Here is a 16,819-nt window from a genome sequence, read left to right as displayed (position 1 = left end):
GCCTGAACACCTACAGCGTGGACGTGAACGAGCACGTCATCACCCACGAGCTCGGCCACGCGATCGGCTTCCGTCACTCGGACTACTACAACCGCGCCATCAGCTGCGGCAGCGGCGGCAACGAGGGTGACGCGGGCGTGGGCGCGGTGCTCATCCCCGGCACCCCGAGCACGGCCGTGGTGGGCGGCTCCATCATGAACGCCTGCTTCCGCTCCACCGAGACCGGCGAGTGGACCAGCTCCGACATCACCGCGCTGAACTACCTGTACTGAGACATGACACGGCGGCCCCATAGCCCATCCATGATGACGCTGTGGGGTCCGCTCCTCGCGGGCACCGTCCTCCTGGGCCTCACGGCCTGTGGAGAGCCGGTGCCCGCGGATCCTCTGGTCTGCGGCAATGCCAGGCGGCCGGAGGTGAGCAGTCTTTCAGTAAGCAGTCTTTCGCAGTGCGGCCCGACCGCCGATTTCACCCCCATCAACAGCTACCAGGGCGAGTTCGCCAACGTCCAGGACGCGGAAGACGCGGTCGTGCTGATCGACGGGCGCTGCACCGGAACGTTGATCGAAGCGAGCGCGGGACCGGTGGTGCTCACCGCGGGCCACTGTGTCGGGCTCGGAGACTGGTCGGTGCTGGTCTTCAACCACGAGGACAATCCCGACGGTGAGCAGTGGGTGACCAAGGGCAGGGTCATCGAGCAATCGCTCGGACCCGACTATGCGCTCATCGTGCCGGAGGTGCTTCCCGCGGTGACGCCGGTCCTGCTGACGACCCAGGCCAGCGATCGGTTGGCGATCATCCAGCATCCCCGGGGCAAGCCCAAGGCCATCGCCGAAGGCAGGTACCTGGACGCGTGTGATCAGCAGCTCTACTACGTGGACCTGGACACCCTGGTGGGGAGCTCCGGCGCTGGCGTGCTCACCCGTCAGGGCTACCTGCTGGGCATCCACACCGACGGCGATTGTGACGAGAAGGGCCGCGGCTCGAACCGGGGCTGGACCGCGGCGGCCATTGTCGAGGCGTCTCCGTACCTGGAGAGCGCCGACATCGCCGAGCGCTGAGCGCCGGAGAAGGTTGTCAGCGCGGCCCAGGAGATGGGCGGCTCGCTCACCGTCCACAGCGACGGAGCAGGACACGGAGCCACCTTCACGCTGGAACTGCCCCTGCACCCCGCCGGGTTGGCACCCACCCCATAGCCGCGCTCGCCCGCGGCCCGGTGCCGCGTCGCGTCGCTCGAATTCTCCGCTCGCCTTCTTGTCATTCTTCGGACAATGGATAAAGTCCGCGATGGCCCGTTTTCCATTTTTCACATGGAATCCGTGCACGCCTCGCTTCTCCCTTGTCTGACCCCAGGAGGGCCCCCATGAATCCTCGCAAGCTGCAGTTCCGTTTCCTCGCCACGTGCTGTCTCGCCGCCCTGCAGGGGTGCGCGATGGATCCTTCCGAGCTCGCCGAGCAGGGTGAGCTCGGCAACCACGAGCAGGCCGAGCTGGCCTACAACCCGGGCGCGGGCTGGAACCTCGTCTGGCAGGACGAGTTCGACGGCACGGCCCTCAACGGCGCCAACTGGACCGTGCTGACGAGCAACTGGGACCCCGTCACCAACAACTGCAACTTCGGTACGGGCGAGCTGGAGTACCCCCGCGCGCAGAACGTCACGGTGGGCGGCGGCAAGCTCGTCATCACCGCGGAGCGCACCAGCGACAACCCGGTGGACTCGCGGTGCACGGGCTATGGCCCGCGCTCGTTCTACTCCGGCCGCCTGCACACCAAGGGCAAGGTGGAGCGGCGGTACGGGAAGATCGCCGCCAGCATCAAGATTCCCTCGGGCTACGGCATGTGGCCGGCCTTCTGGACGCTGGGCGGCAACGTCTCCACCGTCGGGTGGCCGAGCAGCGGGGAGATCGACATCCTGGAGTGGCACTCCAATGAGCCCACGTGGATGAAGTCCGCCACGCACTGGTACAACGGCGGGCAGGCGGACTGGGGCACGGGCCAGAGCGGCGGCTACAACCTGGCCGACTCCTTCCACACCTACGAGCTGGAGTGGACGGCCAGCAGCATGGTGTTCCGGCTGGACGGCCAGTTCGTGGGCGCCACCTACTACCACAACGAGACCGAGTTCCAGCAGCCGCACTACCTCATCCTGAACCTGGCGATCGGCGGGAACTGGTACGGCAACCCGAGCCCCGCCAGCATCGCGCTGCCCGCGGGCACGAAGAAGACGATGGAGGTGGAGTGGGTGCGCTGGTACCAGCCGGGTAGCTCCACGAGCGTGTCGCTCACCAACCCGGGCTTCGAGTCGGGGATGACGGGCTGGACCACCTGGAGCCCCAACGGCACCGAGGCCGCGGACTTCTCCGAGACGTACAACGGCGGCCACTCGGGCGCGTACCACCTGACGCACTGGAACAACGCCTCGCCCTTCGAGGTGTGGACGTACCAGCCCCGCTCCGGGCTCGCGACGGGCAACTACAAGGTCCGCGCGTGGGTGCGCAAGGGAGGCGGCTTCGACCTCGCGCGGCTCCAGGCGAAGACGTGCGGCTCGTGCGCGCCCGTCTACACGGACCTGGGCACCTACGGGAACTGGACGCTGGTGGAGACGCCCGCCATCTATGTCTCCGGCGGCTACCTCGAGCTGGGCTTCCACACCCGCGCCAGCGTGGGCAACTCGGGCAACTACATCCACATGGATGACGTGGAGCTGATCCGCTTGTAATCAGTCCGCCCGTGTCTCGCGCGGCGGTGTGAGTTGCGTCTCGAGTGTACGCGCCCAGTGGGCGAGCACCTTGCGGCGCCGCGCGGTGTCGTCGTGGAGCAGGTTCGCGAGCGCCAGGCCGCGGAGGAGGTCCAGGGTCGCGCGCACGGCGTCCCGGACCTCGCTGTCACGCTCCTCGAGGCCGAGCAGCTCGACGGTGAGCCGGTGCACCTCCCGGCCCACGTGCGTCTCGAGCGGCAGCAGCAGCGCCTTCAGTTCCGGGTCGGCCACGGCGGCCACCCACAGATGCGTCGCGGCCGTGAAGAGCGGGCCGGCGTAGATGTCATAGAGCAGGTTCAGCAGCGGCTCGATGCGCCGCCGGCTCTGCGGCAGGCTCTTCGCGCGCCGAGCGATCTCCTCGACCTGCTGGTGGGAGACATGCTCGACCGCGGCCGCGACGAGGGCCGCCCGGGTCGGGAAGTGGTGCTGACAGGCGCCCCGTGACACCCCTGCCCGTTCGGCGATGGCGCCCGTCGTCGCCCCCGCCCAGCCCTGCTCCACGAGCACCTCGATGGCGGCCGTCATCAGCTTCTGCCGCGTCACACGGCTGCGCTCCTGCTCCTGTCTCGTCGCACCGATCGCCGTACCGCGCATGCCCCTACCCTGTTTCAACCCCTGAAAAAAAGCAATCACGCTTGCTTTTTTCCGGATGGGGGGGACAGACTCGCCCCTCACCGTCACGGGAGGTGCGATGGACGCGCGATCGCTGCGCATCGGCAATGCATCTGGCTTCTACGGCGACCGCTTCTCCGCGTTCCGGGAGATGCTGGAGGGCGGTCCGCTCGACGTCCTCACGGGCGACTACCTGGCCGAGCTGACGCTCCTCATCCTCGGCCGCGACCGGCTGAAGAACCCGGCGGGCGGGTACGCCCGGACGTTCCTGCGCCAGCTCGAGGAGACGCTCGGCCTCGCCCTGGAGAAGAAGGTCCGCATCGTCGCGAACGCGGGCGGCCTCAACCCGGCGGGGCTCGCCAACGACCTGCGCGCGCTCGCCACGAAGCTCGGCCTGTCCGTCCGCATCGCGCACGTCGAAGGCGATGACCTCGTCGGACGCGCGGACGAGCTCGGCTTCGGCCAGCCCCTCACGGCGAACGCGTACCTCGGGGGCTGGGGCATCGCGGCGTGCCTCGACGCGGGGGCGGACATCGTCGTCACGGGCCGGGTGACCGACGCCTCGCTCGTCGTCGGTCCCGCCGCCTCCTACTTCGGCTGGAAGCGCCACGACTGGGACCGCCTCGCGGGCGCCATGGCCGCCGGCCACGTGCTCGAGTGCGGCGCCCAGGCGACCGGTGGCAACTTCGCGTTCTTCGGCGAGCTCGACGCGCGCCGACCCGGCTTCCCGCTCGCGGAGATCTTCGCGGACGGCTCGAGCATCATCACCAAGCACCCGGGCACCGGCGGCGCCGTCACCGTCGATACCGTGAAGGCCCAGCTCGTCTACGAGATCGCCAGCCCCCGCTACGCCGGCCCCGACGCCACCGCCCGCTTCGACACCCTCTCGCTCGAGGCCGCTGGCACCGACCGGGTCCGCCTGTCGGGCATCCGCGGCGAACCGCCTCCTCCGGACGTGAAGGTGTGCCTGAACCGGCTCGGCGGGTTCCGCAACGAGGCCAGCTTCGTGCTCGTCGGCCTCGACATCGAGGAGAAGGCCGCGCTCGTGCGGGCGCAGTTCGATGCGGCGCTCGACCCGCGGCCGGCCGAGGTCATCTACACCCTCGCGCGCACCGACCACCCCGACGCACCGAGCGAGGAGCAGGCCTCGGCGACACTGCGCGTCAGCGTGAAGGATGCCGATTCGAAGATCGTCGGACGCCATTTCAGCAGCGCCGCGGTGGAGCTCGCGCTGGCCAGCTACCCCGGCTTCTTCATGAGCGCGCTGCCCGGCGACGCCTCGCCCTTCGGCGTCTACACGCCGGCCTGGGTCGATGCCCGGAAGGTGCCGCACGTCGCGGTGCTCCCGGATGGGACGCGCATCGACGTGGCGCCGCCGGAGGAGACGCTCGGGCTCGAAGCGGTTCCAGCGCCGGAACTGCCAGCCCCGCTGCCACCGGGGCCTGGCCGGAGCGCGCCGCTCGGCCGGGTGGCGCTGGCCCGCAGTGGGGACAAGGGCGGGGACGCGAACATCGGCGTGTGGGTCCGCACCGAGGAGGCGTGGCGCTGGCTCGTGCACACCCTCACGGAGGAGCGGCTGCGCGCGCTGCTGCCGGAGACGCGCGAGCTCCGGATCCACCGGCACGTGCTTCCGAACCTGCGCGCCTTGAACTTCGTCATCGAGGGCCTCCTCGGTGAGGGCGTCTCTTCGTCCACCCGCTTCGACCCGCAGGCCAAGGCGCTCGGCGAGTGGCTGCGTGCGCGCCACGTCGAGGTGCCGGAACAGCTTCTCTGACCCTTCGCACGCTCCCGCGTCACCGAGGAAGCCCATGCAGCAGACCCAGGAACACCGCGCCATCCGCCAGACCGTCCGCAAGTTCGTCGAACAGGAGCTCAACCCGCACATCGACGCCTGGGAGGCCGCGGAGATCTTCCCGGCGCGAGAGGTGTTCCGGAAGCTGGGTGAGCTCGGGCTGCTCGGCATCACGAAGCCGGCGGAGTTCGGAGGGCTCGGGCTCGACGCGTCGTTCTCGGTCGCCTTCGCCGAGGAGCTCCTCGCCTCGATGTGCAAGCTCAAGTCGGGGCGCCTCGCCCGAGAGCTCGCCGATGGGTGCCTCCAGTACTGGGGCGGCATGGGCTTCACCTGGGACAACCCCGTCGCACGCGCCTACCGGGACCTGCGCCTCGGCTCCATCGGCGGCGGAGCCGACGAGGTGATGCTCGGAATCATCAGCAAGGCAATGGGCACCCTGCCCCGCAAGCCGAAGGAGAAGTGACGTGCCCACGCTCGTCTCCCGCATCGAAAAGGACTCCTCTGTCTTCACCACGCAGCGCAAGGAGATGCTCGCCCGCGTCGCCGAGCTGCGCGCCATCGAGCAGAAGTCGCGTGACACCGAGCAGCAGGCCCGCGAGAAGTTCCAGCAGCGCGGACAGCTCCTGCCGCGCGAGCGCCTGGCGCTGCTGCTCGACCGGGGCTCCCCCTTCCTCGAGCTCTCGACGCTCTGCGGCTACAAGCACCACGACGACACCGACGGCTCGCTGGCGGGCGGCAACATCCTCATCGGCATCGGCTTCGTCTCGGGCGTGCGCTGCCTCGTGAACGTGACCAACTCCGCCATCAAGGGCGGCACCGCGACGCCGTGGGGAACCCAGAAAGTACTGCGCGCGCAGGAGATCGCCCGCGAGAACCGGCTGCCCGTCGTGTCGCTCGTCGAGAGCGGCGGCGCGAACCTGCTCTACCAGCAGGAGATCTTCATCCCGGGCGGGGAGACCTTCTACAACCAGGCGAAGCTGTCGGCGGCGGGCATCCCCCAGGTCACCGTCGTCCATGGCTCGAGCACCGCTGGCGGCGCGTACATTCCGGGGCTCTCCGACTACGTCGTCATGGTCCGCGGGAAGGCGAAGGTGTTCCTCGCCGGCCCTCCCCTGCTGCGCGCGGCCACGGGCGAGGTCGCCACGGACGAGGAGCTCGGCGGCGCCGAGATGCACGCCACCCTCGCCGGCACCGCGGACCATCTCGCCGAGGATGACGCCGATGGCATCCGCATCGCGCGGGAGATCATCGCGTCGCTCGGGTGGAACGATGCCTTGCCGCCGTCCTCGCGCTCCGCCTTCGAGCCGCCCCGCTACGCGGCGGAGGAATTGTGTGGCGTGGTGCCCGTCGACTACCGCCGGCCCTACGACTGCCGCGAGGTGATCGCCCGGCTCGTGGATGGCTCGGACTTCACACCCTTCAAGGACGACTACGACGCGCTCACCGTCTGCGGCTGGGCGCGCCTCGAGGGCCGGTCGATTGGCATCATCGGCAACAACGGGCCCATCACGCCCAGGGGCGCGACGAAGGCGGGGCAGTTCATCCAGCTCTGCTCCCAGGCGCGTACGCCCATCGTCTACCTGCAGAACACGACGGGCTACATGGTGGGCACCCAGTCGGAGCAGGGCGGCATCGTGAAGCACGGCGCGAAGATGCTGCAGGCCGTGGCCAACGCGACCGTGCCCCAGGTGACGATCCTGCTCGGAGGCTCCTTCGGCGCGGGCAACTACGGCATGTGTGGCCGCGCTTTCCATCCGCGCTTCATCTTCGCCTGGCCGAACGCGCGCACGGCGGTGATGGGCGGCGAGCAGGCGGCGAAGGTGCTGTCCATCGTCTCCGCCGAGAAGGCCCGGCGCGCCGGACAGCCCGTTGACGAGGCGGCGCTGGCCTGGATGTCGCAGCCGCTCATCGAGCAGTTCGACCGCGAGTCGGATGCCTTCCACTGCAGCGCGCGGCTGTTCGACGACGGCGTCATCGACCCGCGGGATACACGGCGGGTGCTCGGGTTCATCCTGGCCACATGCGACGAGGCCGAGCGCCGCACGCTCTCACCCAACACCTTCGGCGTCGCCCGGTTGTAGGGAGGGGAACCATGAAGCGCATTCACAAGGTGCTGGTGGCGAACCGGGGCGAGATCGCGGTGCGGGTGCTGCGGACCTGCCGCCGCCTCGGCCTGCGCACGGTCGCCGTCTTCTCGGACGCGGACCAGGACGCGCCTCACGTACGGCTCGCCGACGAGGCGGTGCGTCTGGGGCCGGCGCCCGCCAAGGAGTCGTACCTCTCCATCGAGCGGGTGCTCGCGGCGGCGGCGGCGTCCGGCGCCAACGCCATCCATCCCGGGTACGGCTTCCTCTCGGAGAACGAGGACTTCGCGCGCGCGTGCACGAAGGCCGGCCTGGTGTTCATCGGGCCTCCGGCGGACGCCATCGAGCTGATGGGAAACAAGCGGCAGGCGAAGCTGCGCATGCAGGCCGCCGACGTGCCGTGCATCCCCGGCTACGAGGCGGCCCGTCCCGGCGAGTCGCTCGACGACGAGGCCCTGGTCCGCGAGGGCAAGCGCATCGGGTTCCCCCTCATGGTGAAGGCGGCGGCGGGCGGTGGTGGGCGCGGCATGCGCCTCGTCCGCGAGCCCGGTGCGCTGCTCGACGCCATCCGCTCCGCGCGCTCGGAGGCGGAGAACGCCTTCGGCAGCGGCGAGCTCATCCTCGAGCGAGCCATCGAAGGCGCGCGTCACGTCGAGGTGCAGGTCTTCGCGGACGAGCACGGGAACGCGGTGCACCTCGGCGAGCGCGACTGCTCCATCCAGCGGCGGCACCAGAAGGTCGTCGAGGAGAGCCCGTCCCCCGCCGTCACACCGGTGCTTCGCGAGCGCATGGGGGCCGTGGCGGTACAGGCGGTCCGCGCCATCGGCTATCGCGGCGCGGGCACCATCGAGTTCCTCCTCGCGCCCAACGGAAACTTCTTCTTCATGGAGATGAACACGCGCCTGCAGGTCGAGCACCCGGTGACGGAGCTCGTGACGGGGCTCGACCTGGTCGAGTGGCAGCTGCGTGTGGCCGACGGCGAGCCGCTCCCGCTGACGCAGCCGGAGGTCACCTTCCGCGGACATGCCATCGAGGTGCGGCTGTGCGCGGAGGACCCGGCCCACGGCTTCCTCCCCCAGACGGGACGGCTCCTCGCGTGGGTGCCACCGGCCGGCGAGGGCGTCCGCGTGGACCACGGTGTGCGCGAGGGCCAGGACATCACGCCGTTCTATGACTCCATGCAGGCCAAGCTCATCGCGCACGGGCCGGACCGGGAAACGGCTCGCGAGCGGCTGGCCGCGGCACTGCGGGAGCTGACGGCGTTCGGCGTCACGACGAACGGCACCTTCCTCCAGCACGTCCTCGCGCACGAGGCGTTCCGCTCCGGCCGGTACGACACGGGCTTCGTCGCCGCGCACACGCCTCCGGAGACGCTGTGTGCGCTCGGGCAGGCGTCCGCCGAGGACCAGGCCATCCTGGCCGCCCTGCTCTTCCATGACGACGCGATGGCGCTCGCCGGGCGGGGAGGCTTCGACACGACGCTCGCCGGCTGGAGCAGCTCCTGCGCCCTGCCGGTGCCGATCGTCCTGAATGATGGGGCCTCGGAGTTCCGCGCATCGGTCCGCCCCGTCGCTCCGGCGCGGTACGAGGTTCACGTCGGCGACTCCCGTGTCGCGCTCTCCCTGCGCTCCATTGCCGCCGAGCACGCCGAGATCGAAGTGGCGGGAAGGCGCCGCGCGGTCCGGTACCGGCGCGCGGGGGGAGCCCTGTGGTGCTCGCTCGACGGCGTCACGCGCCACCTCCGCGACGTCTCCTTCCGCCCCCCCTCCGAGCGCGAGCGTGCCAGCGACGGCCGTCTGCGCGCGCCGATGGACGGCCGCATCATCCGCGTGAACACCGAGGTCGGCGCGACCGTGGCGCGGGGCGACGTGCTGGTGGTGCTCGAGGCGATGAAGATGGAGTCGTCGCTCGTCGCGCCCATCGACGGCGTCGTCTCGGCGGTGAACGTCACGGTCGGGGCGCAGGTACCGGCACGCCACGTCGTGGCGGTCGTCTCGCCCGAGCAAAAGGGGGAAGCATGAGTGAAGCAACGGCAGCGAACCAGGAAGCGCTGTACGGGCGCATCAGCCGCTTCTCGCTGGGAGACATCATCCACCGGTCGGCCCTGCGCTGGCCGGAGAAGACGGCGCTCGTCGACGGGGAGCTCGAGCTCTCCTACGCGGAGCTCGACCGGCGTTCGAACGCGTTCGCGCACTACCTGCTCGCGCAGGGCCTTCCCCGGGGCGCGCGCGTCGCCATGATCTGCGGCAACTCCGCGCAGATGGTCACCGCGTCCATCGGCATCTACAAGGCGGGCCTCGTCTGGGTGCCCATCAACACCGGCCTCGCCGTGGATGCCATCCGCTACATCCTCGAGCATGCCGAGGCGACCCACGCCGTCATCGACGCCGAGTTCCTCGCGAAGCCGGAGTTGCGGGCGATGCTCGACGCGCTCGGCACCCGCCTCATCGTCTGCGTCCCCGAGGGGCAGGCCTCACCGGGCGGGAACACGACCGCCTTCCTCGACACGCTGAAGGGGCAGCACGGCACCCTCCCGGACGTGGACATCGAGAGCGGCCAGCTCGCGCAGATCATGTACACGAGCGGCACCACCGGCCAGCAGAAGGGGGTCATGCACTCGCACGCGTCGGTGCACGCGGCGCTCAGCGGAAACCTGTTCGAGCTCGAGCTCCGGCCGAGCGACTCGACCCTCTGCGTGCTCCCGATGTTCCACTGCGCGCAGCACGCCGTCTCGATGACGTTCCTGCTCGCTGGCGCCACTGTCGTCGTACGGCGCGTCTTCGAGCCGGGCGCGATGCTCGCGACCGTCGAGCAGCGGAGCATCACGATGCTGCTGGGCCTGCCCATCATGTACGGCGCGATGCTCGCGCACCCGGCGCGTCCCACGACGAAGCTGTCCAGCCTGCGCCTGTGCCTCTACGTCATGGCGCCCATGGCGCGCACGCTGCTCGTGGAGCTCATCGAGAAGTTCTGCCCGGGAGGCTTCGCGCTCGCGTCGGGGCAGACGGAGATGTACCCGGCGACGACCATGTTCAAGCCGGAGCAGCAGCTCAAGCGGTTCGGTTCATACTGGGGCGACTCGGTCGTGACGAACGAGACGGCCATCATGGACGACGAGGGCCGGCTGCTCGGGCGCGGCGAGGTGGGAGAGATCGTCCATCGCGGGCCGAACGTGATGCTCGGCTACTACAAGGACCCGGAGGCGACCGCGCGGGCGCGCGCGTTCGGCTGGCACCACACTGGGGACCTCGGCATGTTCGACGCCGACGGCCAGCTCCTGTTCGTGGACCGCAAGAAGGACATGATCAAGACCGGCGGCGAGAACGTCCCGTCCATCAAGGTCGAGGAGGTCCTCCTGCGTCACCCCGCGGTCCTGCAGGTCGCGGTCGTGGGCCTGCCGCACCCACGCTGGTCCGAGGCGGTCACCGGCTTCGTCGTGCTCAAGCCCGGCGCCTCCGCGGCCGAGGCGGACATCCTCACCCACTGCCGCCAGCACCTCGGTGGGTTCGAGGTGCCGAAGTCCATCGTGCTGCTCCCGGCCATGCCGCTGACGTCCACCGGCAAGGCGCAGAAGTTCGTGCTCCGGAAACAGTACGAGCGGCACTATGGGGAGGCGAGCGGGGCGGCGTAGGCCGGAAGATCCCGTCAGTCCTGGGTAAGGTAGTTCAGCAGCTCGTCCTCGTCCCTGGAGATCAGCCGCTGGAAGCCGTCGCGCCGGGCATGTCGCTGGATCTGCATCACGCCCACGCTGCTGCGCACGAGCACGCCGACCTTCCGGAAGCCACCGACCCACAGGGGGCGGAGACGCTCCATGGTGGTTTCGAACTCGGGGTCGTTCCGGCCAGGGACGGACCGCAGATCGGCGAGGAGCCCATAGCGCGAGCGGCCCAGCGCATCCAACGCCGTGCCAAGCCGCCCGAAGACGCCCTCGAGCTCCGCGATTGAGTCGAACGGCTTGTCACTGCGAACGGTGCGGACGATTCCCATCCGCTCATCGACGAGCACGGTGAAGTACTCGTCCTGGAAGACCTGCCTGTCGCTCATGGAGGGGAAGATGCGGCAGACGGTGTCCCTGTACAAGCCTCGTCCATCGAAGGAGCTGTAGACACGGGGGACGCGCGCGCGGCGGCGAGGACCTGTTCCCGCAGCCAGCGGTGCGCGGGCTCCTGTTGCCGATGCGGATGCCAGAGCTGCTGCACGCGCAGCGGCTCGTGGGGGCGCTCCACCGGCACCACGGTGAGCGGGAAGGCCTCGGCGAAGCGCCGTGCCACCCGCTCCGGCAGCGCGACGATGAGGCCGGTGCTCGCCAGCACCCAGGGCGCCACGAGGTAGTGCGGGGTGAAGAGCACCACGTTGCGGCGGAGCTTCGTCTTGCGCTCGAAGCTCCCCTCGGTGCCGCCGCGTGGCCCCCGGGCAGCGTGGCGACGTTCGTGAACGTGTCTCCCACCCAGCGCTTCGTGCACGTGGGGGACCTCATCAACATGAGGGAGTCCATCGAGCGGAACGTGGGGAAGTCCTGGCTGATGCGGCAGCTCACCGACGAAGACTCCGCGCGCACCCAGGCGGAGGTGGCGAAGCTGGTGCAGCTCCACGCGCGGGATCCGGAGCTGCTCATCCTGCCCGCGCACGATGGCCGGGCCTTCGTGGAGCTCTTCGGCACCGGCGACGCCGGGGTGCCGCCGTGCATTGGCGTGCCCCCGGCGCCAGCCGGATAACAGGAAGACGAGGGGTCAGAAGAGGAAGTCGGTGGTGAGGAAGTCCGATTCCCGGCGGGTGAGGATGGATTGCACCAGCGAGGTGTTATCGGGGGTCGTCTTCGCCGCGACGAGGGTGCGAATCGAGAACACCCGCAGCGCATCCGCCACCGACAGCGTGCCCTCGGCGGAGTCCTTGCGGCCATTGAAGGGGAACGTGTCCGGCCCGCGCTGGCACTGGCAGTTGAGGTTGATGCGGCCCACCTGGTTGGCGAACGCGTCGATGAACCGCCCGATGCGCGCCGAGTCCCGGCCGAAGAGGCTCAACTGCTGGCCGAAGTTGGAGTTGGCCACGAAGCGCACCACCTCCTCGTCGTCGTCGAACACCATCACCGGAATGACCGGGCCGAACTGCTCCTCGTGGGCCAGGCGCATCTCGCCCGTCACCGGGTACACCACCGCGGGAGAGTAGAACGACTGGTGCGTCCGCCCCCCGAGCGGATTGACGACGCGGGCCCCCTTGGCCACGGCGTCGTCGACGAGTCCCCGCAGGGAGTCCGTCTTGCCAGGCTCGGGCAGCGGGGTGATCGCCACGCCCGGGTCCCAGGGCATGCCCGGCTTCAAGCGGTCCACCGCGGCGGTGAAGCGCTCCAGGAACGGCTCCACGATGCGCCGGTGCACCATGAGCAGCTTGAGCGCCGTGCACCGCTGCCCGTTGAAGGACAGCGTGCCCGTGATGCACTCCTTCACGGTGTTCTCGAGGTCCGCGTCCTCGAGGATGATGGCCGGATTCTTCGCATCCAGGCCGAGCACGGACTTGAGACGGTGCGGCCGCGGGTGCATCCGCTTGAGCTCGCTGGCGCCCCGGTTGGTGCCGATGAAGGCGAAGACGTCCACCTTGCCGCTCTCCATCAGCGCGCCGACCGTCTCCCGGCCCTTGCCGTAGATGATGTTGATGACACCCGGCGGGAAGCTGTCGCGGAACGCCTCCAGCAGCGGGCGGATGAGCAGCACGCCGAACTTCGCCGGCTTGAAGACGACCGCGTTGCCCATGAGCAGCGCGGGGAAGAGCGTGCTGAAGGTCTCGTTGAGCGGGTAGTTGTACGGGCCCATGCACAGCGCCACGCCGATGGGCGCCCGGCGGATCTGCGCCATGATGCCCTGCTCCTGCACGAAGCGGGACGAGGTGCGGTCCAACTCCTTGAGCGCGCGGATCGTCTCGACGATGAGGTCCACCGTGCGGTCGAACTCCTTCTCGGAATCCGCCTGGGTCTTGCCGATCTCCCACATCAGCAGGTTCACCACCGCGGTGCGCTGCGCGCGCATCGCCACCAGGAAGCGCTCGACGTGCTCGATGCGCTCGGCCACGCGCATCGTCGGCCAGGCGCCGCGGCCGTTGTCGTACGCCTTCACCGCCGCCTCGAGCGCCTCGAGCGACTCCCGGGAGGTGAGCAGGGGCGTGGCGCCCATCACCTTGGGCTCCAGGCCCTGGGGCGTCTTCACGTAGACGGGGCTGCGCACCGGGTTGAGCTCGCCGTCCCAGACGCACAGCGTGCCGCCAACGAGGTACTCGCGTTGCTCGAGGTACCCGGGGAGCCGCACGCCAGCGGGAATCTGTTCGTCCGAGGGGAAGAGGTCATCAAGGGAGGTCATGGAGTGTCCTTTCCGCGCCACTATCTACGCCCCGGGCTTCGTCCACGCTCGTGAACTCGTGGACTTTCCGCCTCTCAAGGGATTGGTCCTGGACGCCGCTCGGCCCCATTGAATCCTGGGCACGCCTTGCCGCGCGAGTACCTCGACGAGGTGCGCCGCTGGTCGAGCCAGACGCGATGGTTCCCGCGCGACTGATGCCTCGACGAGCGCCGCCCTCGCTTTCTCAAGAAGTGCGACGGATGGGGTGGATCCAGCAATGCCTTGAGAGGGAGGGAGATGGATGGCTTTGGAAGACTCAGGGGAATCCCTTAGACCAGACTCCATGGCCCTGAGCGACGCCCGGAATGCAATCATCCATCTTTACAGGAAACACCTTGAAATAACGTTTTGATTTGAAATTGAATAGTTGGCGGTGCTAGTAAGGCATTGGCTTCGGCCAACCCCAACACAATCCAATCAGGAGAAGTTCATGACGAGGAACGTGAAGCGTTTCCTGGCTGTCTCGCTGCTTTCCCTCACGCCGTCGATGGCGTTCGCCGGGCAGGCTGAGTCCGGATTCTTCCTGGACCTCCTCTCCCAGCGTGACGAGTACGTCACCCTCCGGGAGGGAGCGGTCCAGATTCCCGTGCTGCGCGACGGGCCGGTGGCGTCCGTCGCCCCTGCCCTGGAAAACCTTTTCGTCCTCAACCAGACCGGCGCCGACATCTCCCTGGGCCTCCAGGTGTTGACGGGGACGCTCAACGGCGTGTTCAACCCCTACCCCGTGCCCACCGCCAACTATGGCGGGTTCCAGGTCAGCGCCCCCGCCCCCACGCCGCTGGTGGCCCAGCAGTACTACTGGACGGTCGATCCGGCGAACCCGGCCGGCGCGAAGACGTGTGTCTGGCGGGTGGAGGTCAGCGACGTCGGCGGTTCCTGCACGGCGCAGGTCTTCTACGGCACCTACGGCGGCGCCGTCTGCACGGTCGACGCGGCCAACTCCTTCATCAATCCAACCACGTGCGAGACGCAGATCATCACCATCATTCAGTGAGCTGAGCCGTCAGTGAGCTGAGCCGTGCACCGTCTGGGGTGGCTGCGCAGACAGCCACCCCAGGTGGGAGGGTTTGAGCCAGGGACGATCGGTGATCAACATCCATGTCCGAGGGCTTAAGATGGCGGGCATGACGGACACCGCCATCGACCCGACCACGCTGCCCCTGCAGGTTCCCGCTCCTGGCTCCATCGAGCGGCACTTCACCGAGACGCTCACCACCCGGCTGCCGCTCGAGGTGCTCTGGGCGGAGTTCACCCGCGCGCTGAAGAACTCGCGCGAGGCGGTGCTCTGGCCCACCGCCGTGTCCAACATCCGGACCCTGAACGAGCCGCTCGGGGAGGGCACGGTGCTCGAGAGCACCCTGTCCACGGGCATGAAGCTCCACTACCGCATCGTGCGCTTCTCCCCGCCCCATCTCATCCAATACGCCTCGGTCCAGGGACACCACCTCGCCGGGGGTGCCACCATCTCGATGGCGCACGCCGACGGCCGGACGACCCTGACCTGGCGCATCGAGTACGCCGCGTCCGAGGCCCAGCTCAACGGGCTGGAGCGCTACTGCGCGGCCTTCTTCTCGAGCCTCGCCCAGCAGCTCGAGAAGCTGGAAGCCACGCGCTGACGCGGAGCCCGAGGGCCCTAGCCCACCGTCCAACCCTGCGTGCGCCCGGCGGCCTCCTCGAGGGTATGGGCCAGCATGAGCGCGGGCCACCAGGCATCCACACAGGGAGGCGGTGGAGTTGCCCGCCGTGGGTTGCATCGCGCGGTGGGCGTGCGCTCCGTTCCTGAAAGGGGACGCGCGGGAAGGCGGGCGTCCAGGGAGGACTCATGTCGCTCGAAAGGTTCTGCCGCAAGACGGTGGCCGTCATCCAGCCCACCCAGAGCGTGGCCGAGGCCGCCGAGGTGATGCGCGACCGGCACGTGGGCGCGCTCGTCGTCGTCCAGGAGGGATTACGCCCGGTGGGCATGCTGACCGACCGGGACATCGTCACCCGGGCGGTGGCCGAACGGAAGGACTCCAGGGCCCTGACCGTCGGAGAGATCATGTCGCCCGAGCCCGCCACCGCCCACGTGGACGACACGCTCGACCGGACGCTCTTCACCCTGCGGGAGCGGGGCGTGCGCCGCCTGCCGATCGTCGATGAGCAGGGGCGCGTGGTGGGGCTCGTGTCCCTGGATGACGTGCTGGTGCTGCTGTCCGGGGAGTTGGGCCAGACGGCCGCCGCCGTGCGCGAGAACCAGGGGCCCTGAGCGGCTGTCGCACCAGGCGTCGAACTCGAGCCGCTGGCCACGAACATCTCCCTGAAGGCACGGCGCGACGCCGGGCCCTCAGGAGACGTTCATGACCACACTGACCTGCCACATCGCCACCACCCAGCAGCAGCTCGATGATGCGTTGCGCGTGCGCTGGGAGGTCTTCGCTTCGGAACTGGAACTGCTCGGGCGTCCGGCCCATTCCGTGCCCCGGGAGAACAATGGCTTCGACACCCTGGCGACCACCGCCCACGTCATCGTCTACGCGGATGGCATGCCCGTGGCCACCACCCGCCTGTTGCTGCCCAACCCCGAGGTGGCCCGCGCCACCGGAGGCCGGCTCGGCATCGACCTGGAGAACAAGGTGGACCTGTCGGACGTGGGGGGCCCGGACATGGTGTTCGCCGAGATCACCCGCTTCTGCATCCTCAAGGACTGGCGCCACTCCGCGGTCCTCATGTGGCTGCACGCCGGGCTCCGTCAGGAGAGCCATCGCCGGGGAGTGACGCACTGGGTCGCCTCCGCGAACACGGAGACGGACTCGGCCGAGGACGCGCGCATCCTCTTCCAGGTGGCGAACCACCAGGGCCTGATGAGCACCCGGTGGCGTGCGCGGACGCTCGCCTACCCCAGGTCCCCGGAGGCGCCGGCCGCGCCCCTCTACACCCCCGAGGAGCGGGAGCGCGCTCGCCAGGGACGGTTCGAAGGTCTGCGCCTGCCCCGGGTGCTGTCGCTCTTCTCCGGCAAGATGGGGGCGCGTTTCATCGCCGAGCCCCTCTACGACGCGGGCTTCCGCCGCTTCTCCCTGCCACTCATCGCGGCGCTCCATGATGTCCCCAGCACGCGGGAGTTGTTCGGCAGGATGACCGTCCGCACTTCCCGCAACTGAACCGGGCCACTCGCGCCCGAATCACCCTTCCCTCCCACTTCACCTCGACA

Annotated in this window: 17 protein-coding genes; 13 read left to right on the top strand and 4 right to left on the bottom strand. The window is 69.2% G+C overall.

What is annotated here, in order from left to right; all coding sequences use genetic code 11:
* The 3 genes from AC16DP_RS15305 to AC16DP_RS15295 form a co-directional block, all read left to right on the top strand.
* Window positions 1-272, top strand: a 272-nt coding sequence (locus AC16DP_RS15305; RefSeq protein ID WP_483956733.1) for a M57 family metalloprotease, incomplete at its 5' end; no start/stop codon positions are given.
* A 3-nt stretch (window positions 273-275) separates the two neighbouring features.
* On the top strand, window positions 276-1,061 hold the full coding sequence (locus AC16DP_RS15300) for a trypsin-like serine peptidase (RefSeq protein WP_329733049.1): 786 nt from the start codon (window positions 276-278) through the stop codon (window positions 1,059-1,061).
* Between the two features lie 302 nt (window positions 1,062-1,363).
* Window positions 1,364-2,719 carry a glycoside hydrolase family 16 protein gene (locus tag AC16DP_RS15295; RefSeq protein ID WP_329733048.1) on the top strand — a complete coding sequence of 452 codons (1,356 nt, stop codon included), beginning with the start codon at window positions 1,364-1,366 and terminating at the stop codon, window positions 2,717-2,719.
* Here the strand turns inward: AC16DP_RS15295 and AC16DP_RS15290 are convergent, their stop codons facing one another.
* Window positions 2,720-3,352, bottom strand: a complete 633-nt coding sequence (locus AC16DP_RS15290; protein WP_329733047.1) for a TetR/AcrR family transcriptional regulator — start codon at window positions 3,350-3,352, stop codon at window positions 2,720-2,722.
* A gap of 97 nt (window positions 3,353-3,449) precedes the next feature.
* Between AC16DP_RS15290 and AC16DP_RS15285 the strand changes: the two genes are divergently transcribed.
* Genes AC16DP_RS15285 through AC16DP_RS15265 form a run of 5 tightly spaced genes read left to right on the top strand, consistent with a single transcriptional unit; the run spans window position 3,450 to window position 10,877 of the window.
* Window positions 3,450-5,144 carry an acyclic terpene utilization AtuA family protein gene (locus tag AC16DP_RS15285; RefSeq protein WP_329733046.1) on the top strand — a complete coding sequence of 565 codons (1,695 nt, stop codon included), beginning with the start codon at window positions 3,450-3,452 and terminating at the stop codon, window positions 5,142-5,144.
* Window positions 5,145-5,178: 34 nt separating this feature from the next.
* On the top strand, window positions 5,179-5,625 hold the full coding sequence (locus AC16DP_RS15280) for an acyl-CoA dehydrogenase family protein (RefSeq protein WP_329733045.1): 447 nt from the start codon (window positions 5,179-5,181) through the stop codon (window positions 5,623-5,625).
* Between the two features lies 1 nt (window position 5,626).
* The gene (locus tag AC16DP_RS15275; protein ID WP_329733044.1) at window positions 5,627-7,243 is read left to right on the top strand and encodes an acyl-CoA carboxylase subunit beta; all 1,617 of its coding nucleotides are present in this window, start codon (window positions 5,627-5,629) and stop codon (window positions 7,241-7,243) included.
* Between the two features lie 11 nt (window positions 7,244-7,254).
* On the top strand, window positions 7,255-9,267 hold the full coding sequence (locus AC16DP_RS15270; RefSeq protein WP_329733043.1) for an acetyl/propionyl/methylcrotonyl-CoA carboxylase subunit alpha: 2,013 nt from the start codon (window positions 7,255-7,257) through the stop codon (window positions 9,265-9,267).
* Window positions 9,264-10,877: an AMP-binding protein gene (locus AC16DP_RS15265; protein WP_329733042.1), complete on the top strand. Its 1,614-nt coding sequence runs from the start codon at window positions 9,264-9,266 to the stop codon at window positions 10,875-10,877. The genes AC16DP_RS15270 and AC16DP_RS15265 overlap by 4 nt, the downstream gene beginning before the upstream one ends.
* Before the next feature lie 14 nt (window positions 10,878-10,891).
* On the opposite strand, the gene AC16DP_RS15260 is transcribed toward AC16DP_RS15265, so the two are convergent.
* Both AC16DP_RS15260 and AC16DP_RS15255 read right to left on the bottom strand, forming a co-directional pair.
* Window positions 10,892-11,290, bottom strand: coding sequence for a hypothetical protein (locus tag AC16DP_RS15260; RefSeq protein ID WP_329733041.1), 399 nt, complete (start codon window positions 11,288-11,290; stop codon window positions 10,892-10,894).
* A complete protein-coding gene (locus AC16DP_RS15255) occupies window positions 11,287-11,598 on the bottom strand; it encodes a type 2 periplasmic-binding domain-containing protein (RefSeq protein WP_329733040.1) in 312 nt (103 codons plus the stop codon). The genes AC16DP_RS15260 and AC16DP_RS15255 overlap by 4 nt, the downstream gene beginning before the upstream one ends.
* Before the next feature lie 66 nt (window positions 11,599-11,664).
* Here AC16DP_RS15255 and AC16DP_RS15250 point away from each other — a divergent pair, with 66 nt between their 5' ends.
* Complete coding sequence (locus AC16DP_RS15250) at window positions 11,665-11,961, top strand: hypothetical protein (RefSeq protein WP_329733039.1); 297 nt, start codon at window positions 11,665-11,667, stop codon at window positions 11,959-11,961.
* Window positions 11,962-11,976: 15 nt separating this feature from the next.
* Here AC16DP_RS15250 and AC16DP_RS15245 read toward each other — a convergent pair whose 3' ends face one another.
* The gene (locus AC16DP_RS15245) at window positions 11,977-13,593 is read right to left on the bottom strand and encodes an NADP-dependent glyceraldehyde-3-phosphate dehydrogenase (RefSeq protein WP_329733038.1); all 1,617 of its coding nucleotides are present in this window, start codon (window positions 13,591-13,593) and stop codon (window positions 11,977-11,979) included.
* A 469-nt stretch (window positions 13,594-14,062) separates the two neighbouring features.
* On the opposite strand from AC16DP_RS15245, the gene AC16DP_RS15240 reads away from it, so the two are divergent.
* The 4 genes from AC16DP_RS15240 (at window position 14,063) to AC16DP_RS15225 (ending at window position 16,769) form a co-directional block, all read left to right on the top strand.
* On the top strand, window positions 14,063-14,626 hold the full coding sequence (locus AC16DP_RS15240) for a hypothetical protein (RefSeq protein WP_329733037.1): 564 nt from the start codon (window positions 14,063-14,065) through the stop codon (window positions 14,624-14,626).
* A gap of 130 nt (window positions 14,627-14,756) precedes the next feature.
* Window positions 14,757-15,248 carry an SRPBCC family protein gene (locus AC16DP_RS15235; RefSeq protein ID WP_329733036.1) on the top strand — a complete coding sequence of 164 codons (492 nt, stop codon included), beginning with the start codon at window positions 14,757-14,759 and terminating at the stop codon, window positions 15,246-15,248.
* Window positions 15,249-15,454: 206 nt separating this feature from the next.
* Window positions 15,455-15,877, top strand: a complete 423-nt coding sequence (locus AC16DP_RS15230; protein WP_329733035.1) for a CBS domain-containing protein — start codon at window positions 15,455-15,457, stop codon at window positions 15,875-15,877.
* A gap of 91 nt (window positions 15,878-15,968) precedes the next feature.
* Window positions 15,969-16,769: a GNAT family N-acetyltransferase gene (locus AC16DP_RS15225; protein ID WP_329733034.1), complete on the top strand. Its 801-nt coding sequence runs from the start codon at window positions 15,969-15,971 to the stop codon at window positions 16,767-16,769.
* The last annotated feature ends 50 nt before the right edge of the window (window positions 16,770-16,819 follow it).

The organism is Archangium sp. (assembly GCF_057119385.1).
Note: the sequence above shows the minus strand (reverse complement) of the source record. Positions and strands in the feature narration are given on the sequence as shown.

Excerpts from the sequence above, each read along its gene's own strand:
- AC16DP_RS15245 (WP_329733038.1), bottom strand. The coding sequence starts at position 13,593 with ATGACCTCCCTTGATGACCTCTTCCCCTCGGACGAACAGATTCCCGCT.
- AC16DP_RS15230 (WP_329733035.1), top strand. The coding sequence starts at position 15,455 with ATGTCGCTCGAAAGGTTCTGCCGCAAGACGGTGGCCGTCATCCAGCCC.
- AC16DP_RS15280 (WP_329733045.1), top strand. The coding sequence starts at position 5,179 with ATGCAGCAGACCCAGGAACACCGCGCCATCCGCCAGACCGTCCGCAAG.
- AC16DP_RS15260 (WP_329733041.1), bottom strand. The coding sequence starts at position 11,290 with ATGAGCGACAGGCAGGTCTTCCAGGACGAGTACTTCACCGTGCTCGTC.
- AC16DP_RS15225 (WP_329733034.1), top strand. The coding sequence starts at position 15,969 with ATGACCACACTGACCTGCCACATCGCCACCACCCAGCAGCAGCTCGAT.
- AC16DP_RS15285 (WP_329733046.1), top strand. The coding sequence starts at position 3,450 with ATGGACGCGCGATCGCTGCGCATCGGCAATGCATCTGGCTTCTACGGC.
- AC16DP_RS15300 (WP_329733049.1), top strand. The coding sequence starts at position 276 with ATGACACGGCGGCCCCATAGCCCATCCATGATGACGCTGTGGGGTCCG.
- AC16DP_RS15290 (WP_329733047.1), bottom strand. The coding sequence starts at position 3,352 with ATGCGCGGTACGGCGATCGGTGCGACGAGACAGGAGCAGGAGCGCAGC.
- AC16DP_RS15295 (WP_329733048.1), top strand. The coding sequence starts at position 1,364 with ATGAATCCTCGCAAGCTGCAGTTCCGTTTCCTCGCCACGTGCTGTCTC.
- AC16DP_RS15270 (WP_329733043.1), top strand. The coding sequence starts at position 7,255 with ATGAAGCGCATTCACAAGGTGCTGGTGGCGAACCGGGGCGAGATCGCG.
- AC16DP_RS15240 (WP_329733037.1), top strand. The coding sequence starts at position 14,063 with ATGACGAGGAACGTGAAGCGTTTCCTGGCTGTCTCGCTGCTTTCCCTC.
- AC16DP_RS15265 (WP_329733042.1), top strand. The coding sequence starts at position 9,264 with ATGAGTGAAGCAACGGCAGCGAACCAGGAAGCGCTGTACGGGCGCATC.
- AC16DP_RS15235 (WP_329733036.1), top strand. The coding sequence starts at position 14,757 with ATGACGGACACCGCCATCGACCCGACCACGCTGCCCCTGCAGGTTCCC.